The sequence below is a fragment of the Kineococcus rhizosphaerae genome, assembly GCF_003002055.1.
GTDB lineage: Bacteria > Actinomycetota > Actinomycetes > Actinomycetales > Kineococcaceae > Kineococcus > Kineococcus rhizosphaerae.
In genome coordinates this window covers 1-19,515 of the sequence record NZ_PVZF01000023.1, presented here as the reverse complement: position 1 = coordinate 19,515, position 19,515 = coordinate 1, and the positions used below count along the sequence as shown (strand labels likewise).

17 protein-coding genes and 1 pseudogene are annotated in these 19,515 nt (G+C 64.6%); 4 read left to right on the top strand and 14 right to left on the bottom strand.

What is annotated here, in order from left to right; genetic code table 11:
* Positions 1-1,112 (top strand): IS30 family transposase (locus tag CLV37_RS25565; protein ID WP_106215578.1); only part of this gene is annotated, 1,112 nt, incomplete at its 5' end.
* Between the two features lie 262 nt (positions 1,113-1,374).
* A pseudogene (locus tag CLV37_RS29240) lies at positions 1,375-1,615 on the top strand (transposase); the annotation flags it as partial.
* A 448-nt stretch (positions 1,616-2,063) separates the two neighbouring features.
* On the opposite strand, the gene CLV37_RS25560 reads toward CLV37_RS29240, so the two are convergent.
* From CLV37_RS25560 to CLV37_RS25495, 14 genes are all read right to left on the bottom strand, one after another.
* Positions 2,064-3,050, bottom strand: a complete 987-nt coding sequence (locus CLV37_RS25560; protein ID WP_170127507.1) for an alpha/beta hydrolase — start codon at positions 3,048-3,050, stop codon at positions 2,064-2,066.
* Positions 3,037-3,810, bottom strand: coding sequence for an SDR family NAD(P)-dependent oxidoreductase (locus CLV37_RS25555; RefSeq protein WP_281260559.1), 774 nt, complete (start codon positions 3,808-3,810; stop codon positions 3,037-3,039). The genes CLV37_RS25560 and CLV37_RS25555 overlap by 14 nt, the downstream gene beginning before the upstream one ends.
* A 120-nt stretch (positions 3,811-3,930) precedes the next feature.
* On the bottom strand, positions 3,931-4,776 hold the full coding sequence (locus CLV37_RS25550) for a phytanoyl-CoA dioxygenase family protein (RefSeq protein ID WP_342762310.1): 846 nt from the start codon (positions 4,774-4,776) through the stop codon (positions 3,931-3,933).
* Between the two features lie 73 nt (positions 4,777-4,849).
* Complete coding sequence (locus CLV37_RS25545) at positions 4,850-5,746, bottom strand: NAD(P)-dependent oxidoreductase (protein WP_106215570.1); 897 nt, start codon at positions 5,744-5,746, stop codon at positions 4,850-4,852.
* A 21-nt stretch (positions 5,747-5,767) separates the two neighbouring features.
* Entirely contained in the window at positions 5,768-7,189 is a 1,422-nt protein-coding gene (locus tag CLV37_RS25540; protein WP_211298958.1) for an APC family permease, read from the bottom strand.
* A 247-nt stretch (positions 7,190-7,436) separates the two neighbouring features.
* Positions 7,437-8,237: an SDR family NAD(P)-dependent oxidoreductase gene (locus CLV37_RS25535; protein ID WP_106215569.1), complete on the bottom strand. Its 801-nt coding sequence runs from the start codon at positions 8,235-8,237 to the stop codon at positions 7,437-7,439.
* A gap of 9 nt (positions 8,238-8,246) precedes the next feature.
* Positions 8,247-9,770: a flavin-containing monooxygenase gene (locus tag CLV37_RS25530; protein ID WP_106215576.1), complete on the bottom strand. Its 1,524-nt coding sequence runs from the start codon at positions 9,768-9,770 to the stop codon at positions 8,247-8,249.
* Between the two features lie 11 nt (positions 9,771-9,781).
* Positions 9,782-11,203, bottom strand: coding sequence for an aldehyde dehydrogenase family protein (locus tag CLV37_RS25525; RefSeq protein ID WP_106215575.1), 1,422 nt, complete (start codon positions 11,201-11,203; stop codon positions 9,782-9,784).
* 85 nt (positions 11,204-11,288) lie between these two features.
* Positions 11,289-12,731, bottom strand: coding sequence for an amidase (locus CLV37_RS25520; RefSeq protein ID WP_170127505.1), 1,443 nt, complete (start codon positions 12,729-12,731; stop codon positions 11,289-11,291).
* Positions 12,732-12,738: 7 nt separating this feature from the next.
* Positions 12,739-13,473, bottom strand: a complete 735-nt coding sequence (locus CLV37_RS25515) for a gamma-glutamyl-gamma-aminobutyrate hydrolase family protein (RefSeq protein WP_106215567.1) — start codon at positions 13,471-13,473, stop codon at positions 12,739-12,741.
* Positions 13,470-14,558, bottom strand: a complete 1,089-nt coding sequence (locus CLV37_RS25510; RefSeq protein ID WP_106215566.1) for a Zn-dependent alcohol dehydrogenase — start codon at positions 14,556-14,558, stop codon at positions 13,470-13,472. The genes CLV37_RS25515 and CLV37_RS25510 overlap by 4 nt, the downstream gene beginning before the upstream one ends.
* Before the next feature lie 75 nt (positions 14,559-14,633).
* Positions 14,634-16,031 (bottom strand): type I glutamate--ammonia ligase, encoded by a 1,398-nt coding sequence (locus CLV37_RS25505; protein WP_106215565.1) that lies wholly within the window; start codon positions 16,029-16,031, stop codon positions 14,634-14,636.
* On the bottom strand, positions 16,024-16,668 hold the full coding sequence (locus tag CLV37_RS27890) for a hypothetical protein (protein WP_106215564.1): 645 nt from the start codon (positions 16,666-16,668) through the stop codon (positions 16,024-16,026). The genes CLV37_RS25505 and CLV37_RS27890 overlap by 8 nt, the downstream gene beginning before the upstream one ends.
* Positions 16,669-16,751: 83 nt before the next feature.
* Positions 16,752-17,627 (bottom strand): phytanoyl-CoA dioxygenase family protein, encoded by an 876-nt coding sequence (locus CLV37_RS25495; RefSeq protein ID WP_106215563.1) that lies wholly within the window; start codon positions 17,625-17,627, stop codon positions 16,752-16,754.
* Positions 17,628-17,984: 357 nt separating this feature from the next.
* On the opposite strand from CLV37_RS25495, the gene CLV37_RS25490 reads away from it, so the two are divergent.
* Together CLV37_RS25490 and CLV37_RS25485 are read left to right on the top strand one after the other, a co-directional pair.
* Complete coding sequence (locus CLV37_RS25490) at positions 17,985-18,737, top strand: SDR family oxidoreductase (RefSeq protein WP_245885911.1); 753 nt, start codon at positions 17,985-17,987, stop codon at positions 18,735-18,737.
* 79 nt (positions 18,738-18,816) lie between these two features.
* Positions 18,817-19,404, top strand: coding sequence for a TetR/AcrR family transcriptional regulator (locus CLV37_RS25485; RefSeq protein WP_170127504.1), 588 nt, complete (start codon positions 18,817-18,819; stop codon positions 19,402-19,404).
* Positions 19,405-19,515: the final 111 nt, after the last annotated feature.

Below are 19,515 nucleotides of genomic sequence, written 5' to 3'. Positions count from 1 at the left end.
GTGACGGGGTGCGCGAGATCGCCCGTCAGCTAGGCCGCAGCCCTTCGACGATCTCGCGGGAGTTGCGGCGCAACGCCTCCACGCGCAGCTCTGAGGTCCCCTACCGGGCGACGGTTGCGCAGTGGCATGCCGAACGGCGGGCGCGCCGACCCAAGGTCGCCAAGCTGGCCCGCCACGAGGTGTTGCGTCGCTACGTTCACGACCGGCTGTCGGGGCAGGTGATCGGGCCCGACGGGCGCGGCCTGGGCCCGGCCGGGTCGCGGTGGAAGGGCCGGAACAAGCCGCATCGCGGTGACCGTGCCTGGGTGCTGGCCTGGAGCCCGGAGCAGATCGCCCGCCGTCTGCCGTTTGACTTTCCCGACGACGCCTCGATGAGGATCAGCCATGAGGCCATCTACCAGGGCCTTTACGTCCAAGACCGGGGAGGGCTGGACCGGCAGCTGGTGACCTGCCTGCGTCGAGGACGAGCCCTGCGGGTTCCCCGGGCGCGGACACGGTCCGTTGCGTGGGGTCACGTCACCCACGATGCCTTGCTGAAGCACCGGCCGGCTGAGGCCGTTGATCGGCTGGTGCCTGGGCACTGGGAAGGAGACCTGCTCATCGGGCTGCAACGTTCGGCGATCGGCACTGTCGTCGAGCGCAGCACTCGGTTCACGATGCTGGTGCACCTGCCTCGCGAGGCTGGCTACGGCGTGGTTCCGCGGACGAAGAACGGGCCGGCGTTGGCCGGGTACGGGGCGGTGACGATGAAGAACGCCCTGGTCAAGACGGTGGGTGCTCTGCCGGCGGAGATGCGGCGCTCATTGACCTGGGACCGCGGCAAGGAACTGTCGGCTCATGCCGCGTTCACGGCCGAGACCGGGACGCCAGTGTTCTTCGCTGATCCTCGATCCCCGTGGCAGCGGGGCACGAACGAGAACACCAACGGATTGCTGCGGCAGTACTTCCCCAAGGGCACGGACCTGGCACGGTGGAGCGCCGAAGAGGTGCAGGCCGTCGCTGATGTCTTGAACAATCGACCCCGAAAAGTGCTCGGCTGGAGGACACCTGCGGAGGTGTTCGAGGAGCAGCTACAGTTCTTGAATCAGGCCGGTGTTGCGACGACCGGTTGAGTCCGTCCAGCACCCCCGTCACCGGGTGCAACCGCGTCCACCGCCACCCTGGTAATGACGGTGATCACAGCAGCGGCCCCTCGGCCGCCCACCCCCAGGGCATGACCTCCCTTATCTCATCGGGCAGTGGAATCCATCAGAGTGTTGTACGAGCAGGCCGGTGATGGGCGCGCCTTCCTCTTGGAGAATGGCCACCGCGTGATGCTTCGAACCGAGTTCCCGCTCAAGACCGACGGGAGATCACACGAAGATCGCCAACCCCATGATGGCCCCTGCCCGCTCCGTCGACGAGCAGCTCGTCCAAGCCAGCCCAGATCTGCTGCGCGAGATCACGTCCACGTTCACCAACACCCTCATGTCCGCTGACGCTGACGCCGTTTACAGAGCCACTTACGGCACGTTACGCTGGACCCGGGGCCCTCGCGCAACGGATCCCGCCATTATGACACCCGCCAGACTTCGACACCCGCGTCGGCACCATCGACACCGCCACCACGAAGCTTCCGTTCACTTGGGGGATGTGTTAATGCAGATTTCCCCGTTCCTGATGAGGGATAAAAAATGAGCGCCTGGTAGACCGCCGGGCACCGAGGTGACGCTGTAACAGGTTGGCGACCAGAAGACCGAGAACATCCTCATCGGCGGCGGGTTGGCATAACGTCAGTTCCGCCGACGGGTTCAGGTTTGAAGCGAACCAGAGCCACACCGTCTCCTCTCGCCAGCTACGAGTGTTAGCCAAAGCCGATATCCGTCACCAGCAACTTCATCAACGGTGGGCGCAACTCACAGTGTGAAGGATCTCTGATAGAGAACTTCCTCACGCGCCTGGCCTTCTGGCCGTCGGCGGCCGCGCACCTGTGCTCTCCCTTTGTCGAGTCCGCGGACGTATTGCGCTGCCGCGGTCTCGACCGCGGACTCGTCGGGAGCAGAGACACTCGTGAGGTCGGGACGTCAATACACCGCCGGGAGGCCGAAGAAGCGCCGCATGAAGTCGACGGCGTGGCTCAGATGCCTCCGAGAAACGAGCGACTCCTGGGCGACCCAGTAACCGTGAAACGCGCCAGGGTACACGTGGAGTTCTACAGGAACACCCGCAGCCAGCAGACGTCGGGCGTACTCGACGCCTTCTTCCAGGAAGAGGTCCAGGGTCCCCACGTCGATGTACGTGGCCGGTAGACCGGCGACGTCCTCAGCCCGTGCCGCGGCCAGGTACGCCGGGATCCCCGGCGCTCCGGGAGTAGTGTCTGGCCCCAGCAACGATTGCCACCCAAAACGGTTGGCCTCGGGCGTCCACACGAACTTGCCGGTGTGCGGGTTGGGGACAGCGCGGGTGACGGTGCGGTCGTCCAGCATAGGTTCATCAAGGTACTGGAAGCGAAGTTCGTGCTCTCCCCGGTCGCGGACCATCAGGGCGAGGGCGGCGGCGAGGCCACCACCGGCACTCTCGCCCCCGACGGCCAACCGGTCGGAGTCCGCGTTGAGGCGTCCGGCGTTCTCGGCCGCCCATCGGAGGGTCGCGTAGCAATCTTCGACGGCGCTCGTCCCGGTTGCCTCTGGCGCGAGGCGGTAGCCGACGGAGACGACCAGACACTCGACGGCGGAGGCCCAGTGGTCGACGAGCGGCTGATCGGTGGACGGCGCGCCGAGGACATAGCCACCGCCGTGGGCCCAGACCAGGACCGGCAACGGGGCCTCGCCCGGCGCAGCGGCCGGTCTGGTGATGCGCACCGGGACGACCCGGTCGTGCAAGATCACCTCCTCCGCCCAGCTCCGCACGGCGTCCGCGGGGGAGAAGCGCACCGGTAGTGGCGCCTCCTCTGCGGCGCGCACCGGTCCGAGGTCAGCGTCGGTAAAGGTATATGCGGTCAGCTGTGCCAGCAGTTCCTGCAATTCCGGGTCCACCGCAGCCAAGTCGGGTGAACAATCAATGCTCGCCATGGGATCCTCCGGTTGCCGCCACGAAAGGGGCCGCCGGGTTGCGGTAGTAGCCCGCGGTGGACCCGCCGTCGATCGCGTAGGCGTGTCCGTTGGTGTAGCGCGACTCCACGAGGTGACGGACCACGGCGGCGACATCCTCCGCCTCGGCGAAACGCCCCAGAGGGATGAGCTCACGGTAGAATTCTTCGGTCCCCTCGGGGGCGTCTGCGAAGATGCCACGGGCCATCGGCGTCTCCACAAACCCGGGGCAGACCACGTTGCTCCGCACGCCGTCGCGACCGAAGTCGAGGGCCATACCGCGAACAAGTCCCAGGACTGCGTGCTTGGAAGCGGTATAGGCGGCCATGTCCATCGCCCCCGTGGTTCCGGCGTCGGAAGCGATCGCCGTGAACGAGCCCCTCGTCGCGCGAAGGTGCGGAACGGTCACGCGGGCGGTGAGGAACACCCCGGTGAGGTTCACGGCCAGTGTGCGGTGCCAGTCGCCCAGCGTCGTGGTCTCGACGGTACCGCCGCTGGCAATGCCGGCGCAGGCCGCCACGGCGTCGAGCCGGCCAAAGGTCTGCAGGACGCGGCGCACCGCGTCCTGCAGCGACTCTTCCTCCGTCACGTCCACCGCGTACGCCTCAGCGTGGCCTACTCCCCCGGCGGCAGCGACGACGGCCGCCGCCGCTGCTGCGTCGCGGTCGACGACGGCGATGCGGTGGGTCCGTACCAGGTCGAGCGACACGGCGCGCCCGATGCCGCTGCCAGCACCCGTCACCAGGGCTACGGGTCGATCAGCGAAGTTCTCAGCGGCAGTAGCTGACACAGCGGTTCCTCCTGAGGGAGTGCGTCACGAACGGAGAGGGCCCGCACCAGATAGGTCCGGGGATGAGAGTGCTCAGGAAGTGGCGACCAGGAAGTTTGGGTCGGTCATCTGGCCGCCCACTTCAATGTAGCCCATAAAATTGTCCCCGGAGCTCCACCCGAGGAGTCGCTGCACGTCCTGGGGCAGAGCCGAGACGACCTCGGGTGACAAAGACAGATACTGGTTCTCTTCCTGGCGAAGATTCGACAGGTCGAACGACATCGTCACCCCGGTGCGGTCTCCAGTGGAGACATTGTTGCCGCCGCCGTGGTAGGTCGACCCAATCCAAAGCAACGCCGAACCCGCGGCCATGGCCGCCGGGACCGTCTCCTCATTTAGGGGCATCCGCTCATCATCCCAGCGGTGACTACCGGGGATGACGCGGGTGGCGCCGTTCTCCTGGGTGAAGTCGTTGACCGCGACCATGATCTGCAGCCGTCCCTCGCGACCGTAATCGGGGTGGCGCCAGAGAAAGGAGGTGTCGTCACGGTGCAGCGGCTGGGTCCCCTGACCGGGACAGATCCGGATGGCCTGGGTCATGCCGATCTGGATGCCAGGTGTGACCGTCGTCCGTTCCTGACCAAACCAGACGTCGACCGGCTTCTGCAGGATCGCGCGGGCTGCACCGAGATAGAGCGGGTGGCGGGCAATGTCTACCATCATGGTGGACCGGGCAAACAAGCGACCCGCTCGACGGGTTCGGGTACCCGCGAAGGCGGCGTCTTCGCCCGGACGGATCTCGTCCAGGGCGGCATTGACCTCTTTGCGTAGGCGGACGAGCCCGTCCGCGTGCAGGAAGCCTGCCACGATCACGCCGCCGTCGCGTTCGATGATGTCGACAACTTGGCGGACGTCGGTGTCTGCTGGCAACGTCGTCAAAGCACTCACGGTGTTACTCCTTGGTCCGCGGGATTGGGCTTGGGGGCGGTTGTTGTTCGGGGCAATCGATGGGTCATGAGAAGACGCTCTTGCTGGTAAGTAGGTGCTGCGCAAAGATCGAGCGAGGTCCATGGCCGGCAGCCACCGCCGACCTAAGGCTTTCCTCATTTGCGGTCAGTAGCGTTGATCGTTGATCAGCATGGTTCACCGTAGACAACCACGACCGGACCGCGTCGTGATAGACGACCAACGTCGCCTGGTCGGTGTCGTAGACACCGCCTTCGACGGCGCTGATTCCCTCCTCAAGGGAGCGCCGCAGTAGTTCCAACCAGTACGGCAGTCCGGACCGCAGCTGTTGGGGGGTTACCCCCTGCGACAACGCATACGATTGCGCCTCCAAGAAGGCACCGATGGAGACGTTGTAGAAACTCCCGGCCATCGCCGCGTCAAGCACGTTGGCAGCGCCGGGCCTCTCACCCACGTAGGTCGACGCCCCGGCAATCGCTAGAAGGAGTTCGCGGTGGTCGGTCCACACGTCGACATGACCTGAATAGTTGACCAGCGTGGTGCTTTGACCGATGTCGTTGGGGTAAGCCTCGATGGCCCCATCGAGGTATCTCGCTCCCCGCTCGGAGGCCCACGAGCTGAATTCTTCCGCTTCGGTGGGGGACCCCGTGACGAGGTTGACGAGGGCGGCATCCCGCAACGGCTCCTCGGCCTCCGCCAGAACAGCACGTGCTGTCTCGTAGTTGGACAGGCACAGCAGGACCAGGGCAGGGCCGGTCATGACCGATTGAAGCGTCCCAGTACCGGCGCCCTCTTGGACCAGTGGAGTGGTCTTGGCTGGTGTTCTGTTCCAGACGTCGACGCTGCAGCCGAGACGCAGGAGCTCCCGGGCGATGGCGCTCCCCATCAACCCGGCACCAAGGATGACGACTCGGGGTAGTGGAATGGGCGACGGGTTCTTCACGTTGTCCTCCGTGATGGGTCTCTAGATGTCTTGGCGACCGATGCGCTGATAGACCTCGGGCTTGCGGGAACGCAGCCATAGCCCGTACACCACTCCTACGAGAACCAGGCCGTAGACCACCGCTAGTAGGACGTTGGATGCGGCCTGCGTAGCCCCGAAGAGAACTGCTACGTTCCGCGAGGCTAGAGCCAAGACAAAGGCAAGGCCCATCGCTGACAGCCCCGGGGCGGCGACGCTCGCGGCCGGGCTTATGGCGCGCCCCTGACGGCGCATCCTGGTGAGGTATGGAATAACGGCGACCGCTGTGCACAGCAGAAGGAAGAGAAGGGCATAGCCCCCGATGCCGACCAACGCAGCGTAGAGGCGCAACGGTTCGAGGTTGATCGTCAGCAGGACGGCGGTGGCCAGAAAGACGAGAGCACTGACTGCAACCGAGGCTCGGTGGGGCGACGCGTGTCGAGGATGGACGACGCTCAGAGAGCGGGGCAGGACAGCGTCAACACTGAGAGAGTAGAGGTAGCGGGCACACACGTTGTGGGTTGCCAGAACGGCCGCGAAAATGCTGCTACACAGCAAGACGTTGACGATATCCACCGCCACCTGCCCTAGGTACAGTCTGAAACTGCCGAGCATGGCACCAGTGGGGTCAGCACCGGTCGCCGCGACGACCGCGTCGGGACCGAAGGCAATGATGACCACGCCGGTGGTAACTGCGTACATGACAGCCATGACGATCACCGATAGGTAGGCCGCTCGCGGTACTGTCCGCGCGGGATCGCGAGTTTCCTCACGGAACACTGCGGTCGCCTCAAAACCGGCGAAACAGGTGACTCCGAACAGCAGTGCGAGCCCCACCGCACCGGAGGTGAAGTTGGACAAGTCCAGCGCCGGTACGGGACGCCCCTGCGGCCCTCCACGAAACAGAACGACTGCGTTGTAGGCGACGATGACCACCACCTCCAAACACATGGCCACCGTGAGGATTTTTGCGGAGAGGCTGATGCGGAAGTAGCCCAGTACGCCGGCGACGGCCTGCAGCACGAGCACCCAAACCCACCACTCGATGTCCGGACCATTGAGCATGTCGCGCACCAGAGCTTGAAGGGTGATTCCACCAAAGGCGTAGCTTCCGATCAGGATGAAGAAGTAGGCGAAGACGGCGACGAAGGCGCAGCCAAGGCCGAGTGGTCGCCCTAGGCCCGCGGTGATGTAAGCGTAGTAGGCACCGGGGTTGGGTAGGTGGCGACCCATGGTCGTGAACCCGACCGCGAAGACAATGAGGAGGACCGCGCACACGACGAAGATGAGGGGTGCGCCGAGCCCGTTTCCGGCGCCGATGACCACCGGAATGAATCCAACAGCGATCGACAGGGGCGCGTTGAAGGCGAGGACGGTGAATACCAGTTCCGCCACCCCCATGCTGCCACTGAGACGGACGGGCACGATGGGTGCTCCCGTGCCGGCCCAGTCCCCCGAACGCGGCTGATTGGAGTGAGACCGGTCGTCGCGGTCGTTAGCGACGTCAGTGGATGGGGTTTCTGGACTTTCCACGGCAGTTCTCCCCTTGAGTGTTTGTAGCGGGCGCGGGGCGCGGAACGCGGAACGCGGAGACGACGGATTGGAAGCGAGAACACGATCTACCCGCGGTGGTGGTCGTACGGTTCCAGAGTCAGAGAAGGGGGTCAAGGATTCAAGACGGCAGAGTTTCCAGCAACCACAGGTTCGCCAGGGTTCCCGCGTCAACAACCACGTCGGCTGCCGTGATACCCGAGGCATCCTCGCCGAGAAGGAAGGCCACGGTGCGTGCGACTTCCTCTGTGCTGACCATGCGGCCCAGTGGGGCTCGGGGCCAATTCGTCGTCATGGCCTCGAGCTGGGGGCTAGTCAGCGCAGCCTCCACCATAGGAGTCTTGGTCCATCCTGGGCTGACGGAGTTGCATCTAATTCCGTGAGGCCCGAGCTCCACCGCGGCTTGCCTCGTCAGGTGCAAGAGACCTGCCTTGGAGACGTTGTAGGCCGGGTAAGTTCCATCGATGCGGTGCCCATCGATGGAGGCAATGTTGACGATGGATCCCCCGCCGCGGTCTTTCATGTGCGAGGCGACACGTTGGGTGAGTAGGAACGGACCGGTCAGGTTGACGGCCAGCACATCGTTCCATTCCTTCGCCGACAGGGTGAGGAACGAGGCATCGTCGAAGATGCCGGCGTTATTCACGAGGCCGTCAATGTGCCCCCACCGTGCAACTGTCGTGGCGACGAGGCGATCGATGTCCCCCTCTGCCGCTACGTCTGCGGTGACTGCCTCGACGGTTCCCCGGCCAGGACCTGACTGGTCGCGCAGTGTTGTGATTGCGCTGTCGAGACGGTCACGGCCTCGACCGGCGAGGGTCACATTCCACCCTCGGGCCAGCAATACTGAGGCAACGGCCAACCCGATTCCCTGTGAGCCACCGGTCACGAGGGCTGTGGGCGGGGAGTTGTCTTGGCTCACGTGTCCTCCTCAGGGAATGTCTCGTGTCTGCGGTTGCCCGGAGCGGGTTGCTGTATGAGTCCCCGTTGTCGCCGGCTGGATTACCTGGTAGTCCTCAGGCCTGAACCGACGTGTCTGCCACCAATACTCGACGGTGGTGGCAGGCCATAGGGTGTCGTTACGGCCTCCATCGCTGAGGTACCAACTGTTGCAGCCAGAAGCCCAGACCGTCTTGCCCATCCGGCGTTGAACCTCTTCGTAGCTACGCTGCATCACTTCTGGCCGGATCCGTACCGCGGGGATCCGCTTCGCCCGTAGGTGTTGAAGCGCCTGGACGATGTAGTGGACCTGCTGCTCGATCATGAAGACAATCGAGTTGTGCCCCAGGGCGGTGTTGGGCCCCATCACCATCCAGAGGTTTGGAAAGTCTGCCGCAACGATTCCCAGGTGCGTGGCGGCCCCTTCTCGCCACTGCTCGGAGAGTTCTACCCCGCTGAGTCCGCGGACCTCCATCGGTGCTAGAAAGTCGGTCGCGGCAAAACCAGTGCCGAAGACGATGACGTCCGTCGGGTGCTCGACGCCGTCCGCGGTGACGACCGCGGATGGGCGCACCTCAACTATGCGTTCCGTCACGAGGTCGACGTCGTCGCGACACAGTGCTGGATACCAGTCATTGGAGACAAGGCGCCGCTTGCATCCAGGATCGTAGTCGGGAGTCACTGCCGCCCGCAGGAGATCGTCCGGGATGGACGCCTTTATGAAGGCCTCGGCCTTGCGGCGGTATGCGTCAACCACCTTCTGCTTGCCGAGAAACCCGCGGGCTAGAGTTTCGAAGTCCCAGTAGGTTTTCCACCTCAAGAGTTTCTGACTGACAGGGACCCGACGGAACAGCTGTGACTCCCAGCCGGTGTACTCGTGGTCGTCTCGTGGCATCACCCACGGGGGGGTGCGTTGGAAGACGGTCACGTGGTCAGCGATGCCGGCAATCTTTGGAACGAATTGGATTGCACTGGCGCCGGTGCCGATGACGGCTACCTGCCGCCCTTCCAGCGGTTTCGCGTGGTCCCAGGTGGCCGAGTGGAAGACCTCCCCGGTGAAGCTGCTCAGGCCTTCCAGGCGGGGAATGCTGGGCTGGCTCAGAGTGCCTGTCCCATTCACGACGACGTCGGCGATGAGGACTTCCCCGCTACCCGTGGTCACCTGCCACTGGGCGGTCTCAACATCGTAGGACATTCGGGTGACGTCAGTCTTGAACCGAATGTGCGGGCGAAGGCTGTATCGGTCGGCGACACCTCGCAAGTAGGCGAATAGCTCGTCGTGGCCGCAGTACCGGCGACTCCAGTCTGGGTTGGGCGCGAAGGAGAACGAGTACAGAACGGCGGGGACGTCGCAGGCACAACCGGGGTAGTTGTTGTCTCTCCAGGTACCGCCGACGTCCTCTCCACGTTCAAGGATGGTTAGTTTGTGGAAACCGGCTTCCATCAGCTTGACGGCCGCGCAGATTCCGGAGAACCCGCTGCCAACGATAACTATTCTCGGGTCGTCGTGGGTCACGGTAGCTCTTTTCACAGCTGGATCCAGGTGGTCTTGAGGTTGGTGAATTTCTCCAGCCCGTGGATGCTCTTGTCCGCCCCGTGGCCAGATTGCTTACGGCCCCCGAAGGGGACGGTCATGTCGCCCTCTTCGAAGCAGTTGACCCAGACCATTCCCGCGTCGAGGCACCGGGAGATCTTTACGGCCTGGGAGATGTCGCGCGTCCACACGGAGGAGCCGAGGCCGTACACGCTATCGTTGGCCAATGCGATCGCCTGTTCCGTGTCACGAAAGGAGAGGATGGAAAGGACGGGTCCGAAGATCTCGTCTTGCGCAAGGGCCATCTGCGGTTGGACGTGGGTAAACACCACCGGCTCGAGGAACCAGCCCGGTCCGTTGAGGGGGTCGGCAGAGCCGGAGACGAGGACCGCTCCGTCGTCTAGTCCGCGCTCGATATGAGCTAAGACGTCGGAGCGATGCGTCGAACTGGCCAGCGGCCCGATCTCGGTACTGGATTCCAGGGGATCGCCGATCACCTTAGCCCTGATGCGGTCGACCACCAAGACTGTGAGCTGCTCTTGGACGCTCTCGTGCACAATGAGGCGGGATGTCGCGGTGCACAGCTGACCGCTGTTGAAGGTAATTCCCCACGCGATCGCGTCGGCTGCGGCGTCCATGTCGGCGTCAGGCAGTACCACGACGGGCGTCTTGCCCCCAAGCTCCAGCCACAGCTGTTTGGCGTTGGAGGCTCCCGCATCGCTCAGCAGCCCCTTACCGACCGCCGTGGAGCCGGTGAACGACAAACCGTCGAGGTCGGGGTGACGCCCCATAGCTGCGCCGACTACCGACCCGCGGCCGACGAGAACTTGCAGAACGGAGTCGGGCAGCCCGGCTCTGGTCCCAAGCTCGGCCAGGAACAAGGTAGACAAGGGTGACTGGTCCGCTGGCTTGACGACGAGGCTGTTGCCGGCGGCCAGCGCCGCCGCCAACTTCCAGGTGAGCAACGTGATGGGCATGTTCCACGGAGTGATCATGCCCAGAACTCCGATCGGTTCGCGGGTGACGAGAGCCAGAGCGCCGTCGACCCCTCGAGGGGACTCGTCCATCAGCTTGTCGGCGATCTCGCCGTACCAGCGCAGTGAGCTCACTGCGGCCCGGGTCTCGACGTCGAGGGCAGCAGAGATTGGCTTGCCCATTTCCAGAGAGATGAGTAGCGCTAGGGTCTCGCGCTCTGCCTCGACCAGATCGGCCCAGAGCCGGAGGACCCGACCCCGTTGACGGGCCGTCGCACGCGACCACGTACCGCGCTCGAACGCAGCCCGAGCGGAGGCCACCGCGTGGTCGAGGGTTCGAGTGTCGGCGGCCGCCAGCGTGGTGAGGACGGAGCCGTCGCGAGGACTGATGAGCGGTCGACCCCCGATGGGACCGGTGTGATGTCCCCCATCGATCCACATGGCCGACGGTAGGACCAGATGGTCAGCCCGTTCGGCCCACGAACGAGACACGTCCGTAGCGATCGGCGGTGCCGCGGTCACGAGCTCAGGCACGAGGTGTCTCCGGGTGTGAAAGGTGACTCTCGGGTCGCAGACGGGTCCAGTCGGCGACGGCTTCCAGGTGGGCGGCTACGGACAGGAGTAGAGACTCCTCTCCCAGCGCTGCGGTGAACTGGACACCGACAGGCAGGTGTCCTGCGGGGCGGGCCGGCAGCGTGATAGCTGGCGCACCGGTAACGTTGGCCAGCGGTGTGAAGGGCACGTAGGCGAACAGGCGCCGCAGCCATTCCGCAGGCGAAGCAGGAACCTCATCCATGGACGGTTCCGACGTCGGCCAGGCGGGGCGGGCTGTGGATGGAGTCACCAGCAAGTCGTAGGTCTTGGCCTGCTGTTCCGCAATCTGACGGGTGATCCGGTTCTGCCATGCCCGCGCGGCGGCGACCTGTTGCCAGGAGAGGTGTTCACCCGCGTCTGCGAAGACGCGAGTCACCGGACGCAACCCCACGTTCGCTGGTCGACCGGGGCGCGGTCGTACGCTGCGGACGGTCTCGGCGATGGACGCGGACCAAAATATGGAGCTCATCTCGATGAACTCGTCACCGTCGATGCCGAGGTCGACGTTGATGACGTGGTGGCCCAACGCAGCCAAGGTGTGAGCGGTCTCAGTAACGGCGCGCACGCAGTCGGCGTCGACGGGTCCACCGAAAGGCGAGGTGGAACTAACGGCGATGCGCAAAGGTCGGGATGCGGAGGAAGAGAGCTCCGCCAGCCACCCATTGGTCGGGGTGGGAAGGAGGTAGCGCTCACCGGTCGCCTTGCCGCCGGCGATGTCTAGCAGGGCTGCGGTATCGCGCACGCTGCGGGTGATGGCAAACTCAGTGGAGAGTCCGAACAACGGGTCGTCACTGTCGGGTCCGGTGGGAACCCTGCCTCGGCTTGGTTTGAGTCCGATGAGTCCGCACAGCGCGGCCGGGATCCGGATGGAGCCTGCAGCGTCGTTCGCATGAGCCCACGGCAGTGCGCCAGCGGCTACCAGGGCAGCACTGCCACCGCTACTCCCCCCCGGCGTGCGGGTCGTGTCCCACGGATTATGCGTTGCTCCGCCAATGGCGGACTCGGTGGTGCAACTGAGACCGAACTCCGGGGTGCTTGTGCGGTACAAGACGTCGAGCCCCGCACGGCGCCACCGCAGCATCAGCGCGCTGTCCTGCTCTGCTCGATGTCCAGCAGTCAGGGCGCTCCCACTTTCGTGTAGCACTCCCGCCGCCTGGCACACCAGGTCCTTGACCGCGAAGGGCACGTGCCGGTAGTCACCGTGCTTCCTGGGGTCGGGATCGACATCCAGTGGGGATAGCTCGAGCCGCTCACCGACTACCGCGTTGAGGACGGGGTCCACGGCGGTGACAGCAGCGACCGCAGCAGCGCGGACCTCGACGGCGCTGAACTCGCCGCTGCGCAGGCCTTCGGCCAGAGCCGTTGCATCCAGCACGCTGTACTCATGAAGCAACATCGATGCCCCAGGCCCGGTCGAGGGAGCAGTTGACCAGCCAGGTAAAGGCCTGGTCGTCGCCGGTGCGCCACTCTGGGTGCCATTGGACCCCGAGCACGGGGTGACCGGGCATCTCCAAAACCTCCGCCGTCCCATCGGGGGCCCGCCCACTGATGAGGAACTCCGACGGACAATCCGCCACCGCTTGGTGGTGCAGGGAGTTGACCGCGATCCGAGGGCCGTAGAGTCCCGCCGCCAAGGACCCGGGCTGCAGGATGACGTCGTGGGTCTCCGCCTCCACAGGGTAATCGGGGGAGGTGTGGTCGATATCGTGGTGGGGAAGGTCGCCGACGAGGGTGCCCCCGAAGGCGACGTTCAGCAGTTGTACCCCGCGGCAGATGGCGAGGGTGGGAACGCCGAGGGCAACGGCGTGCCGCAGCAGGCCGGCTTCGTAGCGGTCCCGGTCGGGGTCGAACGGCTCCTGGGAAAGCGCCGGATCGCCACCCCACAGCCGCGGATCCACATCCTGACCCCCTGTCACCACCAGGCCGTCGAGCCGGGTCAGGATCTCATGCCCAGCGGACTCGTAGGGAAGTTCCACCGGCAGGCCGCCTGCGCGGTCAACACGGCGAGCGAAATCAGCAAAATATACGTCCACCGAAGTTTGCCGGTACCGCTCTTCAAAGCTGGCAAGTTGGGCCGAAGACAGTCGGCGCCCGGTCAGGCCGATCAGCGGCTTCATGCTTGGCTCACCTCCACCACGGCTCGGGTTACCTCGCCCCGTCGCAACGCGTCAAAGCCTTCGTTGATGTGGTCCATCGGAAGGCGCATAGAGATCATCTCGTCCAGTTTTAGGCGTCCCTGGGCATAGAGCTCAAGCAGCCGCGGGACATCGGTGCGAAACTGGTTAGATCCGATGAACGATCCCTGTAACTTCTTCTCGTTGAACAGCAGGTCGGTGGCCGGGATCCTCACAGGTTGATCGTCGGGAATCATTCCCAACACGGTCGCCGTTCCGCCCGGGCCTAGGCAGGCGACTGCCTGTTCGACGGTCTCGCGGCGGCCGATGGCCTCGAAAGCGAAATCGACGCCGGCGCCGGTGAGCTCTCGCACGGCCTGGAGAACGTCTTGGTGTGCGGCGTTGATGACGTGGGTCGCTCCGAACTCCTTGGCGGCGTCGAGCTTGGCTGGACTGATGTCCACGGCAATCACCCGACCGGCTCCACCGAGCCGCGCGCCTTGGACAGCCGCCATACCGACTCCCCCACAGCCCACGACAAGAACGTCGGCGCCCAGCGGGATCCGGACGCTGCGGGTTGTCGCACCGACACCGGTCAGCACGGAGCACCCGACGAGGCAGGCCCGATCGAGGGGGACACCCGCCGGAACCGCGACGACCCCGTTCTCGTGAACAACCATCCGTTCGGCGAAGCCGCCAATGCCGCTCATGGTTCCGATGGCCGTGCCGTCAGGAGTTGTCGCAACGGGGCGAGGGCGCTTCCGCAGCGCCGATCGGTTAGCGCAGATTGACAGGTGCCCATCAGTGCAGTAGCGACAGTGTCCGCAGAAGATCGTCAGACAGGTGACCACGTGGTCACCGATGCGTACGGACTCCACCTCTGAACCGACCCGGGTCACGACACCGGCGGCCTCGTGTCCGAGGATCTCCGGGAGACTGGTACTAAAGGTACCGTCGATGTAGTGCAGATCGCTGTGACAAAGGCCGACGGCCGCGGTGCGGATCTCCACCTCTCGCGGACCGGGCTCGTCCAGGACGACGTCCTGCAGGTCGAGGCGACCGGGCTCGACCAGTACCGCTGCTCTCATGTCGATCTCCTTCTCAAGGAACGCGGAGGGGCCGGATGCAAGAGGGTGCTTGCGCTGCGCCAGTGCCGTCGATGTTCACACGAGCTCGAAGTAGCGGGTGAGTTCCCACTGCGAGACACCTGCCTGTGGATCACCGCCACCGGTGTGAAAGCTGAACCACTCCCAGCGCCGGGTTCCGATCCAGTAGTCGACCAGGGCTGGGCCCAGTGCCTTGGTGAGATCGGTGTCAGCGGCGAGTGCGTCAGTCGCCGCAGACAGGCTGCGAGGGAGGCGTTCCGGAGTGTCAGTGTCCACTGAACCTGGGGGTAGGGCCCATGCCATGTGGTCCAGGCTGGGGCCCGGGTCACTGTGGTTCTGCAGTCCGAGGAGTCCGCCGGCCAGGAGCGCGGCGAAGGCCAGGTAGAGGTTGGCGTCAGCGGAAGGAATGCGGTACTCGATGCGCGATTGTTTGGCGTCTCGGCAGATTGCCCGTACGGCTGTGCTCTTGTTCTCCAAGCCCCAACTGACCGTCGTGGGCGGCCCGTTCAGCTCCTCGATCCGTCGGTAGGAGTTGATCGTAGGAAACGAGAACGACGTCGCTGCCGGCATGGTCTCCAAGACCCCACCCATGAACTCACGCATCAGCGCGGACGGACTACGGGAGTTCTGGACGTCGTGGAAGACATTCTCTCCGTCTTGGTACAGAGACAGGTTGATGTGGGCACCTTGCCCGAACTGTTCCGGGGACCACCTGGCCATGAATGTCACGCTATGGCCGCGTTCGAACGCTACCTGACGCATCACCAGTTTGACGCGGTTGTAGTTGTCCACTGCGGTCATCGGGTCGGTGGGAGGAAGGTTGATTTCGACCTGCCCGGCCGCCGACTCATCGCACCATCCCTCCCAAGCGATGCCCATCTCATCAAGGCGTTCGGTCACCGCGTCGAGATAGCGGGTGAAGGCGACGGGGCGGGCGATGACGTACAAGGCGCCAGCCGAACCCCCCAGCGGGTGCAGCCCTTGGAATCCGAGACGGCGGGCCTCGTCGATGGACTCTTCGAAGACCGTCGCCTCGATCTCAATCGCTGCTTTGGCGCTGTAGCCGAGATTGGTCAAATGCTGCACCTGCCGGCGCAGGACGGAGCGGGAACACACCGGCAGCGGTGCCCCGTCACGGTCCACCAGGTCGCACAAGACGGTGGCCAGACCGACAAGGTGCGGGTCGAGCGCCAGCGTTGAGCTGTCACCCCGCAGAGTGACGTCGGCCATCTCCCCACGCCAGCTGCCGTAATCGAACCCCAACTGGGGGACGTTGGCCAGGTCCACGCCGAAGGCCACGTCGCAAAAGCTCCACCCGGTCTTCAGGCCGGAGAGGAACTTGGCAACTGAGACGTACTTGCCCGAAACGACACCGTCGAGGCTGATCGTGTCCAGGCGAACGGTCCGGACCCCCCGCTCACTTAGCCAGTCTTTGACCTCTTCATACTCAGACATCGAACATCACCTTCAAGGAAGCGCCGGAGACCGTGGAGAACTGGCTGAACGTTCCGCGGATCTGCAAATCTCCGGCGTAGACGGCCTCGGGAAAGAACCGCATACCAGCCAGGAAACGGCTGAGTTCTCGCGCTGAACCGTGCACCTCATACGGCGCACCTGGTCCCTCCCCCAGCCTGATCCGACAACCAGAGGACGTCTCTTGCAGGCTGAGTGCAGGCAAGCCGCGCACCTGGCGCGTCAGGGTCCAGAATGAGTCAGTCAGGTTCTCCCAATCTGGTAGCGGCGGTTGCATGAGGACTTCGCCCACGCTGATCACATCCTGCTGGCCCGTGGACGGGACCCTCTCTGAGACTTCCCGAGAGTCCAACGAGAGGACGATCGTCGCCTTCGGTGGCTGACTCTCTCCCCCGCCTACATGGATATGACCCCCAGCCGCCGTGATGAGGGCACGCTGCTGGTCAGAGTCGGTCGCCACCGCGATGGTGCCGACCAGCCCTTGCAGCAGCGAGCAGCGAGTCGAATCCCACGTGTTGAGGGCCAGGACGTGCGCAATCCACCGGACGAAGGGAGGCGCGTCGCTATCGCGGGTGAGTGCGACCCCGCCTTGTGTACCGATGGAGACCGGTACGGGCATGGTGTGCAAAGATCCACAGCCCTTTCTGAGTTCGGGGCAGACCACCACCATGCCGAGGGCGATGGCGATCTGGGTGGGCCGCTTCAGCGCGGCAGGAGGTCCGTGGCGCTGCGGGTGTTGCTGAGGTCACCTTCAAGCAGGACATGCGGGTCGCCCATCTCGAACCAGCCGCAGAAGGGGATGTTCACGTTCCAGCCGAGCAGTCGCTGAACCTGCTCCGGGTAGCTCTGCGCGACCTCAGCCGGAACGGCCAGGAACTGATTCTCCTCCTGACGCAGGTAGCCGCGGCAGATGGACACCGAGATGGCCAGGCGCGACTCGGCGGTGGTGATGTTGGTACCCCCACCGTGGAAGACCGATCCGAGGTGGATGAGGCCAGAGCCCCGGGTCATCTCGGCCGGGACGGCTTCGGAGGGGTCAGGACGTCGGTCGTCGTCCCACCGATGGCTTCCCGGGACCACCATGGTCGCCCCGTTGGCTGCGGTGTAGTTGGTGCCGGCGTAGAGGGTCTGGACCTGGCTCTCAGGTCCCGGGTGGGTCCGGTGGTGGACCATGTCGTCGCGGTGTAGCGCCTGCGCCTTCTGACCCGGGCCGATGTAGATCGCCTGGGTAGCTGAGAGCTGGACACTTCCTTCGGACTCGTGGTGCTCATCGCCCACGAAGTAGCGGGTCGTGCTACGCAGCAGCTTCTCGGCAGCACCCAGCAGGTGTGGTTCGGTGAGCAGCGCGGCCGAGCTCGGCGACTTGCCCATGATTCCGGAGGTGCGGCGCGTCTGACGACCCACGAACTCACCGGACCCGCCGGGCGTGGCCTCCAGATAGGGGGACAGTTCATTCCAAATCTTGTCCATGACTTCAGGCGAGATCAGGTCCGCGACGATGACGCCGCCATCGCGTTCAAGCACCTCAACGACGTCGTCGACTGTCGCGCTGCCGGGCAGTGTCGTGAGCTCAGCCATGGTCTCTCCTTAGGCCTGCGAAGGCACCTGTCCTTCGAACTGATCATGGGTCCGGGCGAGGCAAGGCGTGGTCAGAGCAGCGTCCTGGGCCCTGGGGCCGGCGCATCCATCCCCTTCGACTTGATCGCTTGACCAAGAAGATAGGCAGCGATACATCCGAGGGTCAAGGGGGTGGACGGCACAAGACTGGCGAAATAACACAATGTTCACACGGGGATGTTTAGGTAAGCCTACCCATGCATGAGGCGACTGCGTTCAGGTGAGGCTGAATACGCTGCGGCCAACCAGGCAATCCTGGTCAAGCGTCCTACTTGCGTGATGAACTGTTGCCGACGCCTGACTGGATGGAGCTCCATCGTGAAAGATCTTGATCTACGTGGACGGCACGCCGTGGTCACCGGGGCAGCGAGCGGCATCGGGGCCGCGTGCGCCACGGCTCTGCGCACGGCCGGAGCCACGCTGACGCTCCTCGACCTCCCGGGTCTGCAGCTTGAGGCACACGCGGCTACGCTGGACGCACAGGTCCTACCCGTGGACCTAGCCGACGACAACGCCGTGTCCCGGTTGCGCCTGGAGGCCGACATCCTCGTGAACAGCGCGGGGCTTCAACGGGTCGCCTCGGTCAACCAGCTGCCCCTCGACGTCTTCCGACGCATGCAGGCGGTCATGGTGACCGCACCCTTTGCGCTAGCGCAGTGCGTCCTACCCTCCATGTACGCCAAAGGCTGGGGCCGCCTCATCCACATCTCCTCCATCCATGGCCGCCGGGCCTCCGCCTTGAAGTCTGCTTACGTCGCGGCCAAGCACGGGCTTGAGGGCCTATCCAAAGTTCTAGCGGTGGAGAGCGGGCCTCACGGGGTGACCTCGAACTGCATCGCCCCCGGCTATGTCCGCACGCCCTTGGTCACGGGCCAGATTGCCGACCAGGCCCAGGCGCTGGGCCTAGATGAGGAGTCGGTCATCGCCGAGGTGATGCTTGCGCGCTCCTCGATCAAGCGGCTCCTTGAACCGGAGGAGGTAGCGGATGCCGTCCTCTACCTCTGCAGCGACGCCGCAGCGTTCGTCACTGGCACCTCGCTGGCACTCGATGGCGGATGGACCGCCCAGTGATGAGGTCCTTACAATATGAAGCTACAGTTGGAAGCTGACGTCTCAACTGACCGGATTCATGGAGCCATCAAGGATCAACATGCCCCGCACCAGCGCTGAGCAGCGGCGAAAGGAATTCGTCACCGCCGCGGTAAAGGTCATTGCCGAAAAAGGTATCGAAGGGGCTACCACGCGCCGCATCGCCGCCGAAGCAGGCGCCTCGTTGGCGACGCTGCACTACTGCTACGACTCCAAGGAAGAGCTTTTTCACGACATCTTCGAGAACATGGCAAACGCGGTCCGCGATTCCGTTTGGCATGTAGCGCCCGGATGTGGGCTGGGTCGTGCCGCCGCTACCTTGCTGCGCCAGCTGATGGGTTGGTATCTCAGCGAGGAGACCTACGCCCGAGCTCAGAGCGAGGTCTTCTACTGGGGCATCCGACAGCACCCAGAAGCTGGCATGAAGTACTACTCGGCGTTCTTCGAAGTGGTAGAAGAACACCTCATCCGTGGTCTTCGCGACGATGACGACCGTAATCTCGTCCCCATCTTGACGCACATGGTTTTCGCCGCGGCCGACGGCCTCCTGCCGCAGTGGCTGGCCCACGGCGACCCAACGGCGACAGCCGTGGACATCGACACTTTCGCCGAGGCGTTCGAACGGCTGACCGAGCGACGAAGGCCCTGACCTCGGTCTCTCATTCGGGTCTGCTGCACTGATCGGTGACAACCGAGCTGGCTTGCCCGCAGGGCAGCCTGGAAGGATGTCGCTGTGCCCAAGCCCTACCCCCGTGAGTAC

What these genes read in the sequence shown, in the direction of transcription:
- CLV37_RS25560 (WP_170127507.1), bottom strand. Translation starts at nt 3,050, where the DNA reads ATGGCGAGCATTGATTGTTCACCCGACTTGGCTGCGGTGGACCCGGAA.
- CLV37_RS25525 (WP_106215575.1), bottom strand. Translation starts at nt 11,203, where the DNA reads ATGTGGATCGATGGGGGACATCACACCGGTCCCATCGGGGGTCGACCG.
- CLV37_RS25515 (WP_106215567.1), bottom strand. Translation starts at nt 13,473, where the DNA reads ATGAAGCCGCTGATCGGCCTGACCGGGCGCCGACTGTCTTCGGCCCAA.
- CLV37_RS25510 (WP_106215566.1), bottom strand. Translation starts at nt 14,558, where the DNA reads ATGAGAGCAGCGGTACTGGTCGAGCCCGGTCGCCTCGACCTGCAGGAC.
- CLV37_RS25505 (WP_106215565.1), bottom strand. Translation starts at nt 16,031, where the DNA reads ATGTCTGAGTATGAAGAGGTCAAAGACTGGCTAAGTGAGCGGGGGGTC.
- CLV37_RS27890 (WP_106215564.1), bottom strand. Translation starts at nt 16,668, where the DNA reads ATGCCCGTACCGGTCTCCATCGGTACACAAGGCGGGGTCGCACTCACC.
- CLV37_RS25495 (WP_106215563.1), bottom strand. Translation starts at nt 17,627, where the DNA reads ATGGCTGAGCTCACGACACTGCCCGGCAGCGCGACAGTCGACGACGTC.
- CLV37_RS25485 (WP_170127504.1), top strand. Translation starts at nt 18,817, where the DNA reads ATGCCCCGCACCAGCGCTGAGCAGCGGCGAAAGGAATTCGTCACCGCC.